Raw genomic sequence first — 21,217 nt, forward strand, 5'->3', positions numbered from 1 at the left:
TTCTATTTTCACAGAAACTATGTAATACAATCCCTTATAAAATATTCACTATTTTTGCGTTTATGAGAAGAGCGGCAAGTATCATCACACTATTTCAACCTCCAATATTGCATCTGTTTTGCACGGTTATAAGAGCTATTGAATTGGATTTTTTATAATATATTGATGTATAATGATAAATTGTCTTTTTGAATGCTAAATGATACTCCGAATATCGCAAGATTCTCTGGTTGAAAATCTGTTCATATTAAATCAATCAAGATTATTGACTTGCTTGTGTCTTGCAAGAGACATGGTTTTAATGGATTCAACATGAACAGATTCCAAATAAAAGAGATTTAGAATAGTAAGGGCTTTTATTCAATATGAAAAACGGTAATTTATATTTATAATCAATATGTTGCTTTAACAAGACACCATTGAAAATAGTTGAAAAAATGTTTTTTATTAAACAATATATAAAATAAAAAAGGAGAGTTTTTAAACGAAGCACTTAAGAAAGGCTCTGTAAAATCGATATCTGTAAAAACTAAAAAACATACGAAAAGCAATTGTTCTAATCAAATAAACAGAACTTCGAATGCTGTGAAATGTCTCCTCAAAAATTGTGATGTAGGACACATGGATAAAAAATATTGATTCTATTTGAGTTCATTTCTTTTGCACTAACTAAGTGTAGAAATGTAAAGTTGAAAAGAAAGTAAGATCTTATAGTCCCATGAAGAGAAACACGTGAAATGACGAGCAACAAGAATTGATTAAGAGAAATCAATGCGTAATCAGACTTGTGATGGTCAATAATCTCTGTTTTCTAAGGCACTGAACATATCAGTGAGAAGATGTACTATTGGAATGACGCCTTGCTTTCATCCAAGTACGCAATTCTTCAATAAGGATGGCAATAACACCGAGAGTGATAAAACTATCTGCAAGGTTGAAAATAGCAAAATAAAAAATATCATCAATATGAAAAAGTATATAATCAGTGACATGATGAAAGCGAATACGATCAATGAGATTGCCGATGGCTCCCCCAATAATAAGAATAAGGCCAAAGCGCATTAAAGACTTATTATATTCAGTATTTTTCCATAACCATAGAAGAAAGATAATCACAATGATCGTGATGGCGATGATTCCCCACTGAGAAAAGGAAGAAAAAAACGAAAATGCAATGCCAGAATTGCGCACATGATAAAGGGAAAGAAAAGGAATAAGCGAAATTTCTGTTCCTAAAGGCATATTGTGCATAACCCAGTATTTGACAGCTTGATCAAGTACTACTGTAAAAGCCAAGTCCAAGAGAAGAAAAGGGAGTGATTTACGAATCATGTTTTTCCTCACATGGTTCCAGTATTAAATAGGGGCGACGGATTTCATAAAGCATAACAGCTGTTGCTACAGCTAGATTAAGCGAGTCTGCTCGTCCGCTTTGTGGAATACGCGTAAGTTTATCACACCGATTCGTAAGAAGATCTGATAATCCCTGTTTTTCATTCCCCATTAAAAGGATAATAGGGCCATTTTTGAAGTCAAGTGTGCGATAATCCAGAGAACCTTTGAGGTGTGTTCCAACAATCATACCTTTAAAGTGAGAAGACCAGTTTAAAAAGCCGTTTTCATCAAAACGATAAAGTGGTACAGAGAAAATAGATCCCATGGTTGCGCGGACTGTTTCAGGCGAGAAAGGGTCTGTTGTCTCGCCAATTAAAATAACACCTTTAGCACCTACAGCATCAGCGGTTCGAATAATGGTACCAAGGTTTCCAGGATCACGTACACGATCAAGCGCGATGTAAACATCTTTAATCTGCCCTTTTATCATTTCAAAAGAGTGCCATTTTTGCTTGAAAATACCAATAACTGTTTGTGGATTATCGCGTCGGGTAAGTGATTCCATAACCTTTTGTGAGGCTTTAATAACAAAACCACCGTTGGCTACAGCACGTGCGGCAGTATTTTCGATAGTAGCATTACCGATTTCACTTTTAGAAAAAATAAGCGTCTGTATTGTCCAGCCAAGATTGAGAGCATCAATGACCAATTTCAATCCTTCTGCCATGAAAAGACCTTCTCTATTACGGTTTTTCTTTTGGCTAAGTGCTTTAAGATTTTTTATGATGGGGTTGCTAAGAGAGGTAATTTCTTTCACTCTACCAGTTTTGGGTCTACACATATTCAAGCAATCCAACGGCTAAAAAGAGAAGTAGAAAGAGCACGTCCTGCAACTTCTTCACGCAAAATGAGTTCTCCTGATTCGACCGTACCACCAAGATTTACAAATGCATCACGCATTAAAGCATGAAGTGCAAAGAAGGAAGCACGAATAGAATAAGCTGTAAGGACAACAGAGAGCGGTTTATCAGAGAGAAGTTTACGACAATTTGTGATCATGGCGGGTAAATGATCAAACAGTTGCCAAATTTCACCATGGGGTCCACGCCCATAAGCAGGGGGATCAAGAAGAATCATATCATAGCTTTTTTTACGACGCAGTTCACGCTCGACAAATTTCATAGCATCATCGCAAATCCAGCGAATAGAATGATCTGGTAATCCTGCTCTTTCTTGATTAGCTTTTGCCCACGCAATGGCTTTTTTAGAAGCATCAACATGGGTAACATTCGCACCCGCTCGTGCTCCAATCAAAGAGGCAATACCTGTATAGCCAAAAAGATTCAACAATTTTATAGGGCGTTCGGCTTTAACAATTTGTTCTTCCATAGAGCGCCAATGGGCATCTTGTTCAGGAAAAACCCCCACATGACGAAAGGAAGTAAAACGGCCTAGAAAAGACAATCCATTCCAAGCAAGAACCCATGTTTCATCAAGTGGCTTTTTAGGAAAATGCCAACGCCCAACCCCTTCTTCATCAAGGTTTCCTGTGAAAATAGCATCAACATCAGCCCATTGTTTTTGTGGTAAAGCGGGTTTCCATAGTGCTTGACCTTCTGGTCGAATAATGCGGTAAGCTCCATAACGTTCTAATTTTTGTCCATGACCAGAATCAATGAGAGCATAGTTTTCGCTTATACCCGTTTCTAAAATAAGGGGCAGCTTTTCCTGCGGATATCTATTGTTATGGGAGAATTGAAAGCATTGTGCAGGCATGTTTTGTATCACGGTATATGAGGTATAAAAATATATTATAAAGCTCTTAAATGTTTCGTAAAAGTGCAAAAAAGCTAAAGTCAATTAAAACAATGTATAAAAAAAAAAGAAAAAGAGCACTTTTAACTCTGTACTGAATATAGAATACAGAGAGAAAAGATTTCATTTAAATACCATTACACCAAATTTGTGATAGATGTTTTCAATTTTTCAATCTCGGCTTTACTTTTTTTGAGAGCTTTTTTGTATTTGTGATAGGAAAACCAACTGATCAGATTTCCTAATAAAATACCAAAACCAAAGAAGATAAAGAGCCATATAAAGAGGGGAGCATGATAAGTAAAACTTTCAGGATTTGCTCGAAAAGGATCAAGGGTTAACGGAACCATTTGACGATTAGCCACGATAAAAACAATCAAAACCGCTGCGAGAATCACACCGATACTTGTTAGAAGAATACGTTTAATTATCATAAGTTTCTCACTGATTAAGACGGTCGCGTAAATCCTTGCCAGTTTTAAAAAAAGGAATCCACTTTTCTTCAACAGAAACGGCTTCACCTGTTCGTGGATTACGTCCATTACGGGCTGAACGGCTTTTTACAGAAAAAGCTCCAAATCCACGAAGTTCAACGCGATTGCCATTTGCAAGTGCTGTTGCAATTTCCTCAAAAATAGCGTTTACAATATTCTCCACATCCCGTTGAAAAAGATGCGGGTTATGACGAGCGATAATTTGCACAAGCTCTGATTTTACCACAATAGCCTCACTTTCACACAAAAAAATTTTGTAATTGTGCACTCCATGCATATTACAATATATAAACGGATAAAAGCAAAATAAAATCAAGAAAAAACAAATTGCAAGAAACAAAATTTGAAAATACCTTCTATAAAGGGTATACAGATTAAAAATGCGGAGGATTTAAGAGATCAGGAGAGTATGTCCGTACACAATCATTATAAAGCCTTTTCAACGCAATCATCTTTTGGAGATGTTTTAAAAAAAGCATCCCGTCATTCGCGTCGCATTAGCATATTAAAAATTTTTTTACCTCTCTTAGCGTTGATTTCAGCGCTGGTTTTTTGCTGGTTTACGTTTTTCTTGGTTCCCGTTACTTCTGATTCTATGCCTTTGAATAATGGAGAAAGTGGCGTGATGAATTTGACGATGCTCAATCCAAAATTAGAAGGGTATACGCGTGCTCATGAACCTTATTGGCTTAAAGCAGAAAAGGCATTTCAAGATCATACCCACGCTGGAATGATTGGGTTGCAAAACATTACAGCTAGAGCATTTATGGGCCAACAAAGACAGATTTTTCTCGCAGCACAAGGGGGGGTTTACGATAACATTAATGGTTTTTTACAGTTGGACAAGCCATTCACCATTATGACGAATGATGGGATGATGGTACAATTTATGTCAGCTAGTATTAACTTATCCGAGGGACAGTTAAAAACAGATCAACGTGTTAATATTCAGCAAGCCGGTTTTCATCTTGCCGCAAACGCCTTACAAATTCGAGAAAAAGGAAAAAACATGTATTTCCATGGTGGTGTGCATTTAGTGCTTCAAAAGCAATAACGCAATATCAATACAAATCTTTAAAGGATATTTATAAAGAGAAGTATGTGTATATACAAACAAAAGAATTGAAATAATGAAATCGTACAAAAGATGGATAGGTGTGATGTTGGCTTTTAGCATGGGAATGTTAGGAGAAGGAGCAGTTTTAGGATATGCTGAAGTGGCCCATTTTGGAATAAGTCTATCAAGCGATAAAGAACCGGTAGAACTTCATGCAGATTCTTTGGAAATACGTGATAAAGAAGGGATAGCGCTTTTTAAGGGTGATGTTTCAGTGGTACAAGGTGAACGTCTTTTAAAAACGGCAGAATTAGTTGTTTACTACGATAAAGCATATAAAGAAATTGATAAAAACAAGGAAGATACAAAGGCATCATCTGTTTCTTTATTTGGTTCGTCGAGTATACAAAAAATGGAAGCTTTGGGAAAAGTTTATATAAAAATTGCTACTCAAGTTGCTACGGGTGATAAAGGCGTTTTTGATGGAAAGTCAAAAATGATGAGTTTGACAGGGAATCATGTTGTGTTAACTGATGGTGACAATGTGGTAACGGGGTGCAAACTAACGGCAAATATGGAAAGCGGAAAGGCTTTTTTAGAAGGTTGTGAGACGCCTAAGAAAAAAGGTCGTGTTTCTATTATTTTAAAACAAAATCAAAAGAATGGCCATTAAGATTTCATGTTTGGAATCAAAAGAAAAAAACAGACGGATAGGTATAATCTTGAAAGTGAAGCTTCAAAAAATCCCTTAAAAGGGACCTTGATTGCCAGTAATTTGATTAAAGTTTATCGAGGAAGACGAACTGTTAATGGTGTTTCTTTTGGCATTCGTACGGGAGAAGCCGTTGGCATTTTAGGGCCCAATGGGGCAGGTAAAACAACTTGTTTTTATATGGTGACAGGGCTTATAAAATCTGATGGAGGATCCATTAAAATTGATGGATTTGATATTACGCATCTTCCGATGTATCGACGTGCGCGTTTAGGTATTGGATATCTTCCACAGGAAGCGTCTATTTTTCGTGGTCTTTCAGTAGAAAATAACATTAAAGCTGTTTTAGAGGTCGTTGAAAAAGATCGCCTTAAACAACGTGAAGAGTTAGATAGCCTTTTACATGAATTTAAAATTGATCATTTACGTAAAATGTCTGCACTTTCGTTATCTGGAGGTGAGCGTCGGCGACTTGAAATTGCGCGCGCTTTAGCTTCTCGTCCCCATTTTATGTTACTTGATGAACCATTTGCAGGAATTGATCCTATCGCTATTTTCGATATTCAACAACTTATTCGTCATTTAACGAGGCGTGGCATTGGTGTTTTAATAACGGATCATAATGTGCGTGAGACATTAGGGCTTGTCGATCGCGCTTATATTATTCATACAGGGCGGGTGTTAGTTCACGGTTGTCCTAACGATATTATCAACAACGTTGATGTACGCAGAATTTATTTGGGAAATCAGTTTTCTCTTTGATTTTACAGCTTTCACGAGTTTCCATTTAAGTTTAACCAAACATTATTACTGAAAATTTCCTTATTTATGCCAAAACTTCTTTTATGACTATAACCTTAATGTTGTTATTGAGTGGTGAAAAAGGCTTCATCATTAGAGGTTAGTTTGTTGTTTTATAAGTTTAGCTTACTCATAATTGTATCATAGATAAAGATATCACTAGATTAACGTGATAATGAGTGATAAACGAAGCTCTCAATAAATGCGTGTGTTATTGAAAGGTAAGAGATATTTATCATATTTTTCTCTGTCGAATCAAAAAATATATCGATGATGCTGTTTTAGGTATTTTAATGGGAGCACCGGTTTATATATTGCGGTTATTCAATAGGAGTTGTCGTATTTTATTGGTTTATATCGCCTATTTGAAAATAGGAGCTTGGCTACAGATATCAGGCTAAATCTATAAATCTTTTAAAATAATCATTAAATTTCTAAAAATCTTTATATTCTTGTTATAAGTCGATGTTCAAGCTATACAGTAATTTTCAAAGTAAAGGTCCATTTTGCTCAGTATGCTTTTCATCTTAATTTAAGGGCTCATTTTTAAAGAAAGAAAAACTTTGATGGCGGATTATACATCAAACTCTTATGACAAGTTTAATAAATTTATGAATAATGGCCTTTTCTAGAGTCGTAAGGAAATTAACTTTATGAACAACTTCATTTCCTTGGTTTCTCATGCCGTTAATGATGATCCGAATACTATTTATTATTGTTTTAGAAGTGATATGAGATGTATTGAGCCATCACCTATTATAAATTGAAAAGTAAAAACACATGCGATGTTGCTAAAAGTGAAAGAACATTAAGTATCTATAGCGTTTATAGGTTTATTGATGAGCATTTTAGCGTGTAAGAGGAAAATTAAAGTATGAATTTGAGTGAGTTAATAGCACCGGAAGCGATCATTCCGGCTCTTAAGGCTAATTCGAAAAAACAGGTTCTGCAAATTTTAGCCGAAAAAGCTTCCAAGCTAACAGGTCTTAGTGAGCATGTGATTTTTGATGTTGTTTTACAACGCGAGAAGCTTGGTTCAACGGGTTTGGGTGGAGGTATTGCGATTCCTCATGGAAAATTACCTGATATTAATCGGATCATTGGTATATTTGCACGTCTTGAAAGTCCTGTTGATTTTGAAGCTCTTGACGACGAACCTATAGATCTCGTTTTTCTCCTTTTAGCACCTGAAAATGCTGGTGCAGATCACTTAAAAGCTTTATCACAGATCGCACGTGTTTTGCGTCACACTGATGTTGTACAAAAGTTGCGCAGTACGCATAATGCCAATGCGCTTTATGCTTTATTGATTCAAACTTCAGAATCAAATGCAGCTTAAAAGTTATTATGAGCGTATAAATTGCGAGGTATGCACTACAGAGCGTAGGAATAATATAATTTGCATCTTAAGACTAATAACAAAAGGTTATGTCATGAGATTTAAGAAAATTACTTCTAATTGAACCTTCTTTTTAAAGAGCAACCAACAAAAACGAAGGGCTTTTCCTTTCTTGTTCTCGTATATTAAAGCATCTAATTATTATGTTCGTGGATTCTTTTATCCTGTTATACTGTAAAAACACTATCATTTGAGATATGGTGAGATAAATTCTGTAAGTCTTCTTAATATATTAAGTGCTTTTAGAGTGCGTGGTAAATATTTTTAAACAGGACTTGTCTGTAGAGCCTTTAGTTAAGTGAATCACATGAGTGGGAAGAAAAGAGGAGATCGTTCGACAAGAATCCAAACTTTTTCAGTCCAGATTGGATTAAGAACCTTCGTCCTTTGAAAGCGGGAAAGAAATCAACAGAAAAGTTTATTTGTGCATTGAATTTTTTTGTAAGTTGAGTTTGAGTGTTTAGGGATAATATTTTAATGCTCAAGAAGAAATAAGATAAGGAGACTTTCCCAAAGAATTCTTAAGAAGTTTTTTATAACAGAAAGAAAAATATCGTCTAATACATTAAAATAATACGATTAAGCTATTATAAGCTACTAAAATCATTTTAGAAATTAATAATTGGAGATGAAATATATAGGGAAATAAGATCAAAAGAAACAAAATTGTATGTGATTATTGAGATAGAATCTAAATTCTTTATGTTTTATTATTAATATCTTGATAATATTTTATTATTTTTACAAGGTCTTTTGAAGATTGAGAAAAAGTGTTATCGGGACGATATTGAATACGAAATATGAATGCACTATAATGAGTAAAAGATGGAGTATTCTGCGAACATAAATGTATTGAATGCATAAAGTCGAGAAGTGATATTCGTAAGGCGATTAAGCTTTTTTGCGGGGAGTCTGGGGTGTATTTTCAAAATTTTGCATCAGATTGCTTGTGATATAAAGAGTATGGTTTATTTCTTAACAGAGTGATGGTATATTTTCATCTCGTTTTGAAGTTCTATAGCTTAAAGAAATCGTTTTTTATACAAAAACGAAATAAGTAGCGTAAAATGAAGATATTATTTTTTAATGTGGTTATTGAATAAGAAGTTTATGTTTTGGTAACGATTAAAAGGTCACAATGAAACGTAGAAATCTATTTTGATTAGTGTGAAAATATTTCGCTTATTGAAGGAATTAGGACAATAACACGTGAATATCGAGGAGTTTTTGTTGAATTTTTCCAATGAAGAAAATCTTGTTAGAGACTAAAGAAGTGAGCTAAATGAAGATGTTTGAAAAGACTGTTATTGCTGCATCTGTAATGGTTCTTGTTACAGCGGGAGTGGCATATGCACAAACGCCAAGCCGTTTAAATCAATTTGAAGCGTGGGGAGCCTATTCTTATAAATCGCCCAAAAATACGATTTGCTATGTGTTATCGGTACCTTTGAAGGCTCTTCCAACGACAGTTAATCATGGTGATAACTTTTTTTTGGTTACCAAGCGTTCTCATTCACCTATTTCGTTTGAACCGCAGTTTATGGCTGGTTATACCCTTCAAGAAGGGTCGAGAGTGACAGTGACCATTGGAGGTAAGGACTTTGATTTTTTCACGAAAGATTCCTCAGCTTGGCTGGCGTCATCAGAGCTAGAAAAGCAGCTTGTTTCTGCTATGCGTGCTGGAAGCAATATGACAGTGCAAGCGATATCAAAACGAGGAACGCATACCACTTATACTTATTCCTTAAAAGGGGTTACTGCTGCATTAAATGCAGCTCAAAAGTGCCATTAAGGTTTCGATAACTCTAAAATAGTGATGTGAATTGGAAAGCAATGGCCATTTCCTATGACCTTAGACCAGTTGGTTCATGTTTTGCACGAAAAACAGATAATGTGGTCGTGAAGGAGAGTTCTAAGCTCTCTTTAATTGGTTTGTCGCAAGATGAAATGATGCAAGCTTTAAAGACAGTTGGTGTACCAGAGCATCAAACGCGTATGCGTGTGCGTCAGCTTTGGCATTGGCTTTATGTGCGTGGTGTTTCAAATTTTGATGATATGCTGAATATTTCTAAAGCAATGCAAGAAACACTTAAGTGTCATTTCTCCATTGCGCGCCCAGAAATTGTTGGAGAACAAATATCAAAAGATGGTACGCGTAAATGGCTCTTACGTTTTCCTGCACGTGGAGCTGGAAGGCCTGTTGAAATTGAAACGGTTTATATCCCTGAAGAAGGACGTGGTACTTTATGTCTTTCATCGCAAGTAGGGTGTACGTTAACCTGCTCTTTTTGTCATACGGGAACGCAGATACTTGTTCGTAATCTGACCGCAGAAGAAATTTTGGCACAATTATTGGTTGCACGTGATTGTTTGGGTGATTTTCCTGATAAGAATACCCCTGATGGAGCAATTGTTCCCATTGAAGGACGAAAAATTACCAATATTGTTATGATGGGAATGGGAGAACCTCTTTATAATTTTGAAGCTGTTAAAAAAGCTTTATTGATTGCCTCTGATGGCGATGGACTTTCTTTATCAAAACGTCGAATTACGCTTTCAACTAGTGGAGTTGTTCCTGGAATTATCCGAACTGGAGAAGAAATTGGTGTTATGTTAGCAATTTCACTCCACGCAGTACACGATACACTAAGGGATATGCTTGTTCCCATTAATAAAAAATATCCGCTTGCTTTACTAATAGAGGCTTGCCGTAATTATCCTGGTCTTTCCAATGCAAAACGAATCACATTTGAATATGTTATGCTGAAAGATATCAATGATAGTTTAGATGATGCTAAGCGATTGATTCAGTTATTGAAAGGGATTCCTGCTAAGATTAATTTAATCCCTTTTAATCCGTGGCCAGGGAGTAATTATCAATGTTCTGATTGGGAGCAAATCGAGCGTTTTGCTGATGTCGTTAATCAAGCGGGCTATGCTTCTCCTATTCGGATACCGCGTGGACGCGATATTTTAGCTGCATGTGGACAGCTTAAATCAGCTTCAGAGCGCTTACGTAAATCTGAACGTTTACGACTTGAAAATGCCATTGGTCATTAGGTAACGCAATTTTCAGCGATATCGAGGCCTATACTTTTTTGTTTGTAATTTAATATCCAAACTTCATGCGATGGCATATGTGAGACAGAGATTAAGATGGATAAGTGCTAGACGAACAGTTTCAGCGTTTATATGCTAAATGGGGTAAGAGATTGTCTATAGTCTGTTTACATAATCTCTGAAATAAGAAGGAAACCTAATTTAGAGGGAATATGAGGTCTTAAGGATTATAACTAATTTCTACCTTATTATCATACTCGTTAATTCGGTTTTATGTCTTTTAAAAGCATCTACGGTAATATCTTTTAAAAAGTGGAGATTGTGCAGTGCCTCATGCTTTTGTTTATTATTTTCTTAAATAAGATCACGCTTCACAAGCAAAACAGAGGATCTAAAATATAAATACCATTGAGTTATCCATTGATATGTTTTTTAAGTATCCCTTAGTGCACTCTTCATATCACGATAATGCTTGAGGAGTATAACAAAAAGCTTCTGTGAAATGTATTGTACTCCTACACCTTTATGTTTAATAAAGGTGTAAATTGGTACCACCATTCTATTTTTCAGCTCCCAATGTTGTAACAGCTTTTAGTACTTGAGATGGTTTATAAGAGGTGTTTTTATTCTTTTCTTAGATAGTTTTTATCCATACGAAAACTCCAGCTTCTCTTGTGATGTACAAAGTAAAGGTATTGTTTTATTCAAAATAAACAGGTTTGAAATGAAAAAATCTTATAATATTTGTTTTGTTATTTAAATTAAAAGCGATACATTACACTTATAAATCAATGTTTTGTAATGATAAGGAGATGGAGGGCAAAGCTGGTAAAAGTACCAGCAATAAGCCAGTCGAGAAAGCGAATATAAAGAGGGTTCTTTTTGAGAGTTTTGGTAAGTTTATGCGCTGTAAAAACGATTGCAATTGTAATGGGGAAAGAAATAGGGATATAAGAGAGTCCTAAAAAGAGCAATTTTTGTGTTGCCATAGGATCATTCGCATTGATAAATTGTGGTAAGAATGTCGCGTTAAAGAGTATAACTTTAGGATTGAGAAGATTAATCCCAATACCAGCAAGATAGTTACGTTTAGCGCTTTGAGATTTAGAAGATGTCTGTTCAAAGGAAAAAGTGGGGTTTCTCCGTAAAGCTTGAAAGGAAAACCATAAAAGATAAAAGGCGCCAACAATTTTCAGAAGAACAAAAGTATGTGGGGCAGCAAAAATAAGCGCTGATAAGCCAAGTGCTACAGCCGTAACCTGAATGGCAAACCCTGTTGCACTACCCAAGGCGCACATAATTCCAGCTTTTTTGCTTTGTGTAATGGTTCGCCCTACAGAAAGCATCATATCTGGTCCTGGAATAAGTGCTAAAATCAACGATGCTAAAGCAAATTGTACAACAATAGACCACTCCGGTAGAAATGACACGTAAATCTCCTTTTATTTTTAAGCAGTGTTCACTATTTATACTTTGAGGCACCTTTATTTACGCTTTTTGCGTCTTTTTAATGTTGCTTAAAAAGAATTTATTTTTATATTTCTTGCATCGTTTTGATTTTTGGGTAGAAATAAAAAAGTAGCTCATATAGAACGTTAAAATGAAAAAGTGGCAAAATATTAGAAAAGTTGTTTTGGCTTATTCAGGTGGATTGGATACGTCAATTATTCTTAAATGGTTGCAAAGTGCGCTAGGTGTTGAAGTTGTAACTTTTACAGCAGATTTGGGGCAGGGAGAAGAGCTAGAACTTGCTCGTCGTAAAGCTGAAATGCTAGGTGTTAAAGAAATCTACATTGAAGATTTGCGTGAAGAATTTGTGCGTGATTTTGTGTTTCCGATGTTTCGAGCCAATACCGTTTATGAGGGGACTTATCTTTTAGGAACATCAATTGCACGTCCACTTATTTCAAAACGCCTTATTGAAATTGCTGAGGAAACAGGGGCAGATGCCATTGCTCATGGAGCAACAGGAAAAGGCAATGATCAGGTACGCTTTGAGCTTTCCGCTTATGCGCTTAATCCTGATATAAAGATTATTGCTCCATGGCGTGATTGGGATTTTAAGAGTCGGACAGATCTCTTTGAATTTGCTCGTATTCATCAAATTCCTGTAGAAAAGGATAAGCAAGGTGAAGCGCCTTTTTCAGTGGATGCAAATTTATTGCATTCTTCATCAGAAGGAAAGATTTTAGAAGATCCAGCACTTCCTGCTCCTGAATATGTCCATATGCGTACTCTTTCGCCGGAAGATGCTCCAGATCAAGCAACCAGAATTACTCTTGGCTTTAAAAAAGGCGATGCTGTTTCAATCAATGGAAAAAATTTATCACCTGCAACTTTACTTGCAGAGTTAAATCATTATGGGCGCGATAATGGTATTGGTCGGTTAGATTTGGTAGAAAATCGCTTTGTGGGTATGAAATCACGGGGTATTTATGAAACACCAGGTGGAACCATTCTTTTGACGGCTCACAGAGCTATAGAATCTTTAACGTTAGATCGTGGCGCAGCTCATTTAAAAGATGAATTGATGCCACGTTATGCAGAACTCATTTATTATGGATTTTGGTTTTCGCCGGAACGTAAGATGTTGCAGGCAGCTATTGATTTATCTCAAGAACATGTTGAAGGTGAAGTCACGTTAAAGCTTTATAAGGGGAATGTAATTATTGAAGGGCGCCAAAGTAAAAAATCACTTTATTCCAGTGAGTTAGTAACTTTCGAGGATGATCAAGGTGTTTATGATCAAAGAGATGCAACTGGTTTTATTAAATTAAATGCTCTACGTTTGCGTACATTAGCAATGCGTCATCAAGGTGATAAAGAAAAGAAATAGAAAATTACGGTGACAAGTGTAATATGGATTAGTGCTTTTGTATGAAATGTCTAGTTTAAGCATTTTTCTGTTGGTTTTTACCGTTCTTTCGTTCAATACTAGAAGCTTATCTTCTGCGCTAATAAATATAATAAGCAAAACCCATGATAATAATAGCAATGAAGGCTTCGATAATCAAAACAGGTCAATTTTGCTTTATAATATTGAATGTTTTTGATTTTTATCAGAACAAAATATATTTATAACGAGGGCGGTTTTTGTATAGTGACTTAAGAGTATAAAGAAATTTTCATCTTTTTGCTTGCTATTATTGACGAATAAATTCAAGAACCATACACCCTATTTTGAAAGAGTGTAATTTTTAGGATAAATAATGATGCGTGATCAGTGTGATACCCTCAACCTTACGCCTGAATTAAAAGATGCAGCTTCTCAATCGAGAACTTGGCCATTTGAAGAAGCACGTAAGATTATCAAACGGTATGAAAAAACGGGTTATCCAGACAGTGTGATATTTGAAACAGGTTATGGCCCTTCTGGTTTACCGCATATTGGAACTTTTGGGGAAGTTGCACGTACAAACATGGTGCGTCATGCATTTCATATTCTCACGGAGAATAAAGTAAAAACAAAATTACTTTGTTTTTCTGATGATATGGATGGTTTGCGCAAGGTTCCTGAGAATGTGCCTGATCGCGAGAGGATGGAACATTATCTTGGTCAACCGTTGAGCCGTGTACCCGACCCTTTTGGAGATGATTATCCTTCTTTTGGAGCGGCAAATAATGCGCGGTTACGGGCTTTCCTTGATCGTTTTGGTTTTGATTATGAATTTGCAAGTGCTACGGATTATTACAATTCCGGTCGTTTTGATGAAACACTTTTCAAAATCCTTGCCTGTTATGACAAGGTTATGGCAATTATTTTACCAACATTAGGTGAAGAACGGCAAGCGACCTATTCACTCTTTCTACCGATTTCTCCCTTTTCTGGAAAAGTATTACAGGTACCGATGATTGCGCGTAATGTTGAAAAAGGGACTGTCACTTATATTGAACCTGAAACAGGAGAAACCATAGAAACAGAGGTTACGGGGGGCAAAGTTAAGTGTCAGTGGAAGGTAGATTGGGCAATGCGTTGGACAGCACTTAGCATTGATTATGAAATGGCCGGAAAAGACCTTATCGATTCCACAAATCTTTCTTCTAAAATTTGTAAAGTATTAGGTGGAACCCCCCCAGAAGGATTCAACTATGAGCTCTTTTTAGATGAGAAAGGGCAGAAAATTTCCAAATCCAAGGGAAATGGCTTAACCATTGATGAATGGCTTACTTATGCCCCAACAGAGAGTTTAGGGCTTTATATGTTTTCAAAACCTAAAACAGCAAAAAGGCTTTATTTTGATGTTATTCCTAAAGCTGTAGATGAATATTATGCTCATCTTTCTGCTTATGGTCGTCAAAAATGGCAAGAACGGCTCAGTAATCCTGTATGGCATATTCATAATGGTTGTCCACCGCAGGTTGATTTGCCTGTATCCTTTGCGATGCTTTTAAATTTGGTAAGTGCTTCAAATGCAGAGAATGCAGAAGTTCTTTGGGGTTTTATTTCTCGTTACGCTAAAGAAGCAAATGCACAAACTTATCCAGAACTTGATCAATTGGTGAAGTTTGCCATTAAATATTTTGATGTTTTTGTTAAACCAAACAAGAAATTTCGTATACCAGATGATAGCGAACGAGCAACATTAGCACAAATTGATGAAAAATTAGCTCATTTACCTGAAACTGTTGATGGCAACATATTACAAAATATGCTTCTTGATGTTGCAAGGTTAACGGAACGCTATCAAGATCATAGCAAAAAAAGCCCTGAAGGTGGGCCTGGTGTTTCTAATGTTTTTTTTCAAATGTTGTATGAAGTCCTTCTTGGACAAGAGCGAGGTCCACGATGGGGATCATTTATAGCGCTTTATGGGATTAATGAAATGCGTGCACTGATTGCTGAAACACTTGCACGTCCTGTGGAGGAATAATGGAACGAAGAGTGCAGGAAGTAAAGCGACGCCGTACATTTGCAATTATTGCTCACCCAGATGCGGGGAAAACAACATTAACAGAAAAGCTTTTATTGTTTGGTGGTGCTATTCAACTTGCAGGAGAAGTAAAAGCCAAAAAAGATCGTATTCAAACCCGTTCTGATTGGATGAATATTGAGCGTGATCGTGGTATTTCCGTTGTGACTTCGGTGATGACGTTTGAATATGAAAATCATATTTTTAATCTCCTAGATACCCCAGGCCATGAAGATTTTTCAGACGATACCTATCGCACACTCACAGCTGTTGATAGTGCTGTTATGGTGTTGGATGGGGCCCGCGGGATTGAGCCTAGAACATTAAAATTGTTTGAAGTGTGTCGGATGCGGGATATTCCTATTGTTACTTTTATCAATAAAATGGATCGTGAGGCACGTGATCCTATAGAGCTTTTAGATGAAATTGAAGAAAAGCTTGCTCTTGATACCGCCCCCATAACATGGCCCATTGGGTCGGGTAAAGATTTTGTTGGGACCTATGACCTTCATCATAACCGTTTTCGCCAAAAAGATGATGAGATAACACAGCGGATCGTTTCAAATCCCAGTGAGGTTGTCCATTTACTTCCCCAATATCAACGTTCCACTTTTCTTGAAGGAGTAGAACTCGCTCAAAGTGTTTGCAAGAATTTTGATCTTCAAGCTTTCCGTGAAGGTCATATGACACCGGTTTATTTTGGTTCAGCTTTGCGAAATTTTGGTGTTCGTGATTTGATCAATGCGCTTATAGATTTTGGTCAAAGTCCTCGTGATCAAAGTGCAGATCAGCGCAATGTCATAGCAACTGAACCTAAAATGACAGGATTTGTTTTTAAAATTCAAGCGAATATGGATCCTAATCATCGTGATCGTATTGCATTTTTTCGGGTATGCTCGGGAACACTTGAACGTGGTATGAAAACAAAGTTGGTCCGAACAGGAAAACCGATGACACTTTCGGCTCCACAATTTTTCTTTGCGCGTTCGCGCCAAATTGCTGATCAAGCCTATGCTGGTGATATCGTAGGGATCCCTAATCATGGAACATTGCGTATCGGCGATACTTTGACTGAAGGAGAAGATATCCTCTTTAAGGGAGTACCAAATTTTGCACCAGAGATTTTGCGTCGTGTTTGTTTAGGCGATCCAATGAAAGCAAAAAAGCTCAAAGAAGCTTTGCAACAAATGGCTGAAGAAGGGGTTGTACAATTGTTTATTCCTGATGATGGGTCGCCTTCTCTCATTGGTGTTATTGGTGCTTTGCAAATTGATGTCTTAAAAGAACGATTAAAAATAGAATATTCTTTGCCAGTGAATTTTGAGTCTGCGCGCTTTAATTTATGCCGTTGGATTTCAGCGCAGAGCAAAGATGAGTTGCAAAAGTTTCTCAGCAATCACCGCTCTGCTATTGCGTATGATTTAGAAGGTGATCCAGTTTTTTTAGCGGAGAACCATTTTTCATTGAATTATGAGGCAGAAAGAGCTCCTAAAATAAAATTTTCTGCTTTTAAAGATTATCAAGTACGCTCTTAAAATAAAGAAAAATCTTTTCTACAATAATTTGATTTATAATGATAATTTATCGTTTTTTATATGGGAACAATCAAAATCATTTGTTTAAAAATCATAAGTAGGATTGGTGTTTGCGTAAAACACTTGAAGCAAGAAATACAATACCTCTTATAGATCTTCTCTATAGCCAAGAGCTTTCAAAATATTGGGTGAGGGTAAAAATGATGATGGTGGTTATAGCGTTATGATGTAATGATGGTGGTGTGTGATGTATCTCATCCCATTCACGGAAGTTTACGTTATACTATTCATTTATATTATTTACGGGATGACATGACGAGGTAAGATCAAGTACAATGAAAAATGTCCCTTTAAAAACAAACATATAAAATTGCAACATAATGATATTTTTGGGCATTCTATTTTGCATAAGGGATGTAATTCTAGCAAGATAGAGGCTTGCACGATAAACTTTCGCAAAACTCTCTCCCTCAAAGTAATCTGTTTGCGCTGTGAAATGTGGAAATATTTTTTTTCCAAGCTTTTTATGGGATTCTAAAATATTATTTATGAAACTGATTTTTTAAGTTTTGCAATATCATGATATCTATTTTTTTCTGAAAGTGATGGAGTATGTAAAGGATATTTTTAGATTGAACTGTATAAAAAATACGGTAAATTTATTTATTATTAAAAGAGTTACAGCGCACTGGTACCTCTAGAACCTTTTAAAACTTTAATATTTATTTTTATATTACCTATTTGAGTTAGAGAATAAACTGTAGCCAATTCTACGTTGAAAAATATCAGAAAAATTTTATATATTTTTTCGCGATGACTTAAGACATATGATTTATTTTGATATTTTTTAAATCTAAACTAAAAAATCTGCTTTATAAACATAGCTTTTCAGTTTTTCCTTGTATAAATATTGTATACAGTCAAAATAATACAAATAATCAATAAGCTGAAATTTGTTATCCCAAATATGAGATCATATGACCTATAAACCGCATGTCTTTTCTATTTCTCCGGGAACTGCTTTTTTGCCTCACTTTGTTGATGCACTACTTTCTGGTAGCCTTATTGATAATTTCGCTCCCAATGGAGATATTCAAACAGCCCTTGCCGATAGCCTTATTTATGTTCCGACACGTCGTGCTGCTCGCGCTTTGCGTTTAGCCTTTGTTGAAAGAAGTGATACACAGTCAACATTTTTGCCAACCATTCGTGCTCTAGGAGATGTCGATGAAGACAGTTTTCTTTTTGTTGAAAATCATACCAGCGCTCTCGATCCACCTATTGGAGAAAGCGAACGTCTTTTACTTTTAGCGCGCCTTATCCGTCCATGGCGTGAAAATTTGCCTGCGCATCTGCGTGCCATGTTTGGTACAGAAGATGTACTTATTCCGGCTCATAGTGCTGATGCGATTTGGCTTGCGCAAGATTTAGCACATTTGATGGATGAAATTGAAGCAGAAGGAGCAGATTGGTCAGAACTTAAAAATATTGCACCTGATATGGTCGCTGAATGGTGGCAAATAACGCTCGATTTCTTGACTATTGTTACGCAAAATTGGCCAAAAATCTTGAAAGAAAGACAACGAAGTAATCCCGCTGAATGGCGTAATCAAGTACTCACAATGCATGCAGAGACTTTGCGATGCATGCAGCCTGATAAACCGATCATTGCTGCTGGTGTATCAGGTTCTATGCCCGCAGTTTCTCATCTTTTAAAGGTTATATCTTCTCTGCCCAAAGGAGCTGTTGTTCTTCCTGGTCTTGATCTTCATATGGATGAAGAACAATGGAATGCACTAAGTACAAGCAATAAAGAAAAAACAGCTTGTGATTTTTTTGATCCTGCAGAAAATGTTTTTAGCCATCCTCAATATCATTTAAAAAAACTTCTAACTCTCATGGAGTGTCAACGTCATCATGTTTGCGAAATTGGCCAACAGAGTAGCACAAAGAAAAAACGAATGGCTCTTTTATCAGAAGCACTCCGACCAGCTTCTACAACAGACAAATGGGTACAAATTGTCCGTGATGATTATGAAAATCTTTGTGCAGATTGGTCATTTATTGAAGCTATAAATGAACGTGAAGAAGCTCTTGCGATAGCTGTTACCTTACGCAAAGCTATTGAAGAACCTCAAAAAACTGCAGCCCTTATTACAAATGACCGTAATTTAGCACGCCGTGTTGCTGTGGAATTACAGCGATTTGGAATTGAAGCAAATGATTCAGGCGGAATACCACTTGCACAAACATTGCCTGTAACTCTCTTACGACTTATTTTAGAAAATGTATTGCAAGATGATGATCCCATAGCTTTTCTTTCTCTTCTTAAACATCCCCTTACAACACTCCAACAAAACCGTCATCGTTTACGGGAAATGGCAGAAAATTTTGAACTTTTTGTTCTTCGAGGGAATACAGGGCGCATCAATCTTTGCGAGTGTGATCAATTTCTTGAAAAATGGATTGATACATCCTTTCATAATAGTTCTGAAATCAACACCCTTGATCAGCAGAAATGTGAAGAAGCACGTCTCCTTTGTCATCTTTTGAAAAAAGCTGTTGAACCTTTAACATCTCTTATGAAACAAGAGAAAGAATGCACCATCAATGAGGCTGCAATAGCAACTGTTGAGGTTTTTGAAAATTTTGGTCGCAATGAGGATAATTCTCTTGCACATCTTTATCAACACGAAGCAGGACAAGTCCTATCAAATTTTTTGTGTGAATTGGTCAGTGATCAATCGGGATTAACATTTCATCTTTGTGAATGGCCCGCTATGTTTTCTGCCATAATAGCAACCCGTTCCGTCGCACCTTCGCCTGGAGGACATCCACGTTTATTCATCTGGGGTACTTTGGAATCGCGCTTGCAAACGGTTGATACAGTGGTCATTGGTGGTCTTAATGAAGGATCATGGCCGATATCAACCCGAAATGATGCTTTTTTATCGCGACCGATGAAAATGATGTTAACTCTGGAACCACCAGAACAGCGTATTGGTCTTTCTGCGCATGATTTTCAATGGGCAATGGGAATGGATAAAGTGGTGATGAGTCGCGCATTGCGCGTTAATCATACGCCTTCCATTCCATCACGCTGGCTACAACGCATGGAAACAGTTGTAGGAAAACAGGTTTGGGAACAAATCCGTGAACGAGGTGAAATACTACGCCATTGGGCAAAGATGCTTGATCATACAAGCATAACTTCTGAGGTGGAACGTCCTTGCCCTTCTCCACCTCTTGATATACGCCCGCGCCATTTTTCAGTCACTGAAATAGAAACATTGCGATATGATCCCTATGCTATTTATGCCAAAAAAATCTTAAGGCTCAAACCACTTAAAGAACTTATTCATGATCCTAGCGCTTCAGAACGTGGAACACTTTATCACGCTATTCTTGCAGCTTTTTGCACACAAATGAAAAATCCAAATGCTGCAAATGCACTCAATGTACTGCTTGCTATTGGGCGTAAAGAGTTTGATAAATTCAACTTTCCACCCGATATTGAAGTAATTTGGTGGAATAGTTTTGAAAATCTTGCTCCACGCTTTATTCAATGGGAACAAAGTTTAGGACTGCGAGAGCGATATTCGGAAGTGGTATCACAAAAAATCCCTATAGGAACAACAGGGGTAACCCTTTCAGGACGTGCTGATCGTCTTGATGTTTTGCCAGATAAAACGGTTGAAATTCTAGATTTCAAAACCGGAACGCCTCCTTTATCAAAACAAGTTCGTGAATTATTATTTCCGCAATTGGCTTTAGAAACAGCTTTACTCATACAAGGGGGCTTCCCAGATTTTCAAGATTTTACACCCTCAAATTTATTTTACATTCCCCTTAACAAAAAAGGTGAAATTAAATCCCAATCAATTCTTTTAAAGAAAAAAGACGGAAAAACTTATCTAAGTGCTGTTGATCTTGCTGAAAATGCATGGGAAAATCTTATCGCACTCATAACTTATTATCAAAATCCACAACAAGGCTATCTCTCACATGCTGTCCCCATGTCAAAACGATATGAAGGTGACTACGACCATTTGGCTCGGTTGTGGGAATGGTCAAGTGGTTTTCATAAAGAAGAGTAATC

17 protein-coding genes are annotated in these 21,217 nt (G+C 36.6%); 10 read left to right on the plus strand and 7 right to left on the minus strand.

Going from position 1 to position 21,217, the window contains the following annotated elements; translation table 11 throughout:
* Window positions 1–828 precede the first annotated feature (828 nt).
* The 5 genes from lspA to ihfB all read right to left on the minus strand — a co-directional run bounded on the left by lspA (window position 829) and on the right by ihfB (window position 3,870).
* Window positions 829–1,332 (minus strand): signal peptidase II, encoded by a 504-nt coding sequence (gene lspA, locus ACFINI_RS00525; protein ID WP_375645377.1) that lies wholly within the window; start codon window positions 1,330–1,332, stop codon window positions 829–831.
* Window positions 1,322–2,176, minus strand: coding sequence for a TrmH family RNA methyltransferase (locus tag ACFINI_RS00530; protein ID WP_375611349.1), 855 nt, complete (start codon window positions 2,174–2,176; stop codon window positions 1,322–1,324). The genes lspA and ACFINI_RS00530 overlap by 11 nt, the downstream gene beginning before the upstream one ends.
* Before the next feature lie 2 nt (window positions 2,177–2,178).
* Window positions 2,179–3,111 (minus strand): class I SAM-dependent methyltransferase, encoded by a 933-nt coding sequence (locus ACFINI_RS00535; RefSeq protein ID WP_375611350.1) that lies wholly within the window; start codon window positions 3,109–3,111, stop codon window positions 2,179–2,181.
* Window positions 3,112–3,287: 176 nt separating this feature from the next.
* Window positions 3,288–3,584: a lipopolysaccharide assembly protein LapA domain-containing protein gene (locus ACFINI_RS00540; protein ID WP_273790185.1), complete on the minus strand. Its 297-nt coding sequence runs from the start codon at window positions 3,582–3,584 to the stop codon at window positions 3,288–3,290.
* 7 nt (window positions 3,585–3,591) lie between these two features.
* On the minus strand, window positions 3,592–3,870 hold the full coding sequence (ihfB, locus tag ACFINI_RS00545) for an integration host factor subunit beta (protein ID WP_273790186.1): 279 nt from the start codon (window positions 3,868–3,870) through the stop codon (window positions 3,592–3,594).
* Between the two features lie 183 nt (window positions 3,871–4,053).
* On the opposite strand from ihfB, the gene lptC reads away from it, so the two are divergent.
* From lptC to rlmN, 6 genes are all read left to right on the plus strand, one after another.
* The gene (gene lptC / locus ACFINI_RS00550) at window positions 4,054–4,698 is read left to right on the plus strand and encodes an LPS export ABC transporter periplasmic protein LptC (RefSeq protein ID WP_375645378.1); all 645 of its coding nucleotides are present in this window, start codon (window positions 4,054–4,056) and stop codon (window positions 4,696–4,698) included.
* Between the two features lie 76 nt (window positions 4,699–4,774).
* Window positions 4,775–5,374: an LptA/OstA family protein gene (locus tag ACFINI_RS00555; RefSeq protein WP_375645379.1), complete on the plus strand. Its 600-nt coding sequence runs from the start codon at window positions 4,775–4,777 to the stop codon at window positions 5,372–5,374.
* Window positions 5,375–5,380: 6 nt separating this feature from the next.
* Window positions 5,381–6,175, plus strand: coding sequence for an LPS export ABC transporter ATP-binding protein (gene lptB / locus ACFINI_RS00560; protein ID WP_012754448.1), 795 nt, complete (start codon window positions 5,381–5,383; stop codon window positions 6,173–6,175).
* Window positions 6,176–7,088: 913 nt separating this feature from the next.
* Window positions 7,089–7,553: a PTS IIA-like nitrogen regulatory protein PtsN gene (ptsN, locus tag ACFINI_RS00565; RefSeq protein ID WP_375611353.1), complete on the plus strand. Its 465-nt coding sequence runs from the start codon at window positions 7,089–7,091 to the stop codon at window positions 7,551–7,553.
* 1,348 nt (window positions 7,554–8,901) lie between these two features.
* The gene (locus ACFINI_RS00570; RefSeq protein ID WP_375611465.1) at window positions 8,902–9,405 is read left to right on the plus strand and encodes an invasion associated locus B family protein; all 504 of its coding nucleotides are present in this window, start codon (window positions 8,902–8,904) and stop codon (window positions 9,403–9,405) included.
* Between the two features lie 41 nt (window positions 9,406–9,446).
* A complete protein-coding gene (gene rlmN, locus ACFINI_RS00575) occupies window positions 9,447–10,673 on the plus strand; it encodes a 23S rRNA (adenine(2503)-C(2))-methyltransferase RlmN (RefSeq protein WP_375645380.1) in 1,227 nt (408 codons plus the stop codon).
* 788 nt (window positions 10,674–11,461) lie between these two features.
* Here rlmN and ACFINI_RS00580 read toward each other — a convergent pair.
* The gene (locus ACFINI_RS00580; protein ID WP_375645381.1) at window positions 11,462–12,103 is read right to left on the minus strand and encodes a LysE family translocator; all 642 of its coding nucleotides are present in this window, start codon (window positions 12,101–12,103) and stop codon (window positions 11,462–11,464) included.
* A 170-nt stretch (window positions 12,104–12,273) separates the two neighbouring features.
* Between ACFINI_RS00580 and ACFINI_RS00585 the strand changes: the two genes are divergently transcribed.
* The 3 genes from ACFINI_RS00585 to ACFINI_RS00595 all read left to right on the plus strand — a co-directional run bounded on the left by ACFINI_RS00585 (window position 12,274) and on the right by ACFINI_RS00595 (window position 17,118).
* Complete coding sequence (locus ACFINI_RS00585; RefSeq protein WP_375612782.1) at window positions 12,274–13,509, plus strand: argininosuccinate synthase; 1,236 nt, start codon at window positions 12,274–12,276, stop codon at window positions 13,507–13,509.
* A gap of 373 nt (window positions 13,510–13,882) precedes the next feature.
* Window positions 13,883–15,544, plus strand: a complete 1,662-nt coding sequence (locus tag ACFINI_RS00590; RefSeq protein WP_375645382.1) for a lysine--tRNA ligase — start codon at window positions 13,883–13,885, stop codon at window positions 15,542–15,544.
* Window positions 15,544–17,118 (plus strand): peptide chain release factor 3, encoded by a 1,575-nt coding sequence (locus ACFINI_RS00595; protein ID WP_375645383.1) that lies wholly within the window; start codon window positions 15,544–15,546, stop codon window positions 17,116–17,118. The genes ACFINI_RS00590 and ACFINI_RS00595 overlap by 1 nt, the downstream gene beginning before the upstream one ends.
* 542 nt (window positions 17,119–17,660) lie before the next feature.
* Here ACFINI_RS00595 and ACFINI_RS00600 read toward each other — a convergent pair.
* Entirely contained in the window at window positions 17,661–17,777 is a 117-nt protein-coding gene (locus ACFINI_RS00600) for a type II toxin-antitoxin system RelE/ParE family toxin (protein WP_375645451.1), read from the minus strand.
* Window positions 17,778–18,095: 318 nt separating this feature from the next.
* On the opposite strand from ACFINI_RS00600, the gene addB reads away from it, so the two are divergent.
* On the plus strand, window positions 18,096–21,215 hold the full coding sequence (gene addB, locus ACFINI_RS00605) for a double-strand break repair protein AddB (RefSeq protein WP_375645384.1): 3,120 nt from the start codon (window positions 18,096–18,098) through the stop codon (window positions 21,213–21,215).
* Window positions 21,216–21,217: the final 2 nt, after the last annotated feature.

Origin of the sequence: Bartonella sp. AA56HLJMS, from assembly GCF_042197145.1 — a bacterium.
Classification (GTDB): domain Bacteria; phylum Pseudomonadota; class Alphaproteobacteria; order Rhizobiales; family Rhizobiaceae; genus Bartonella.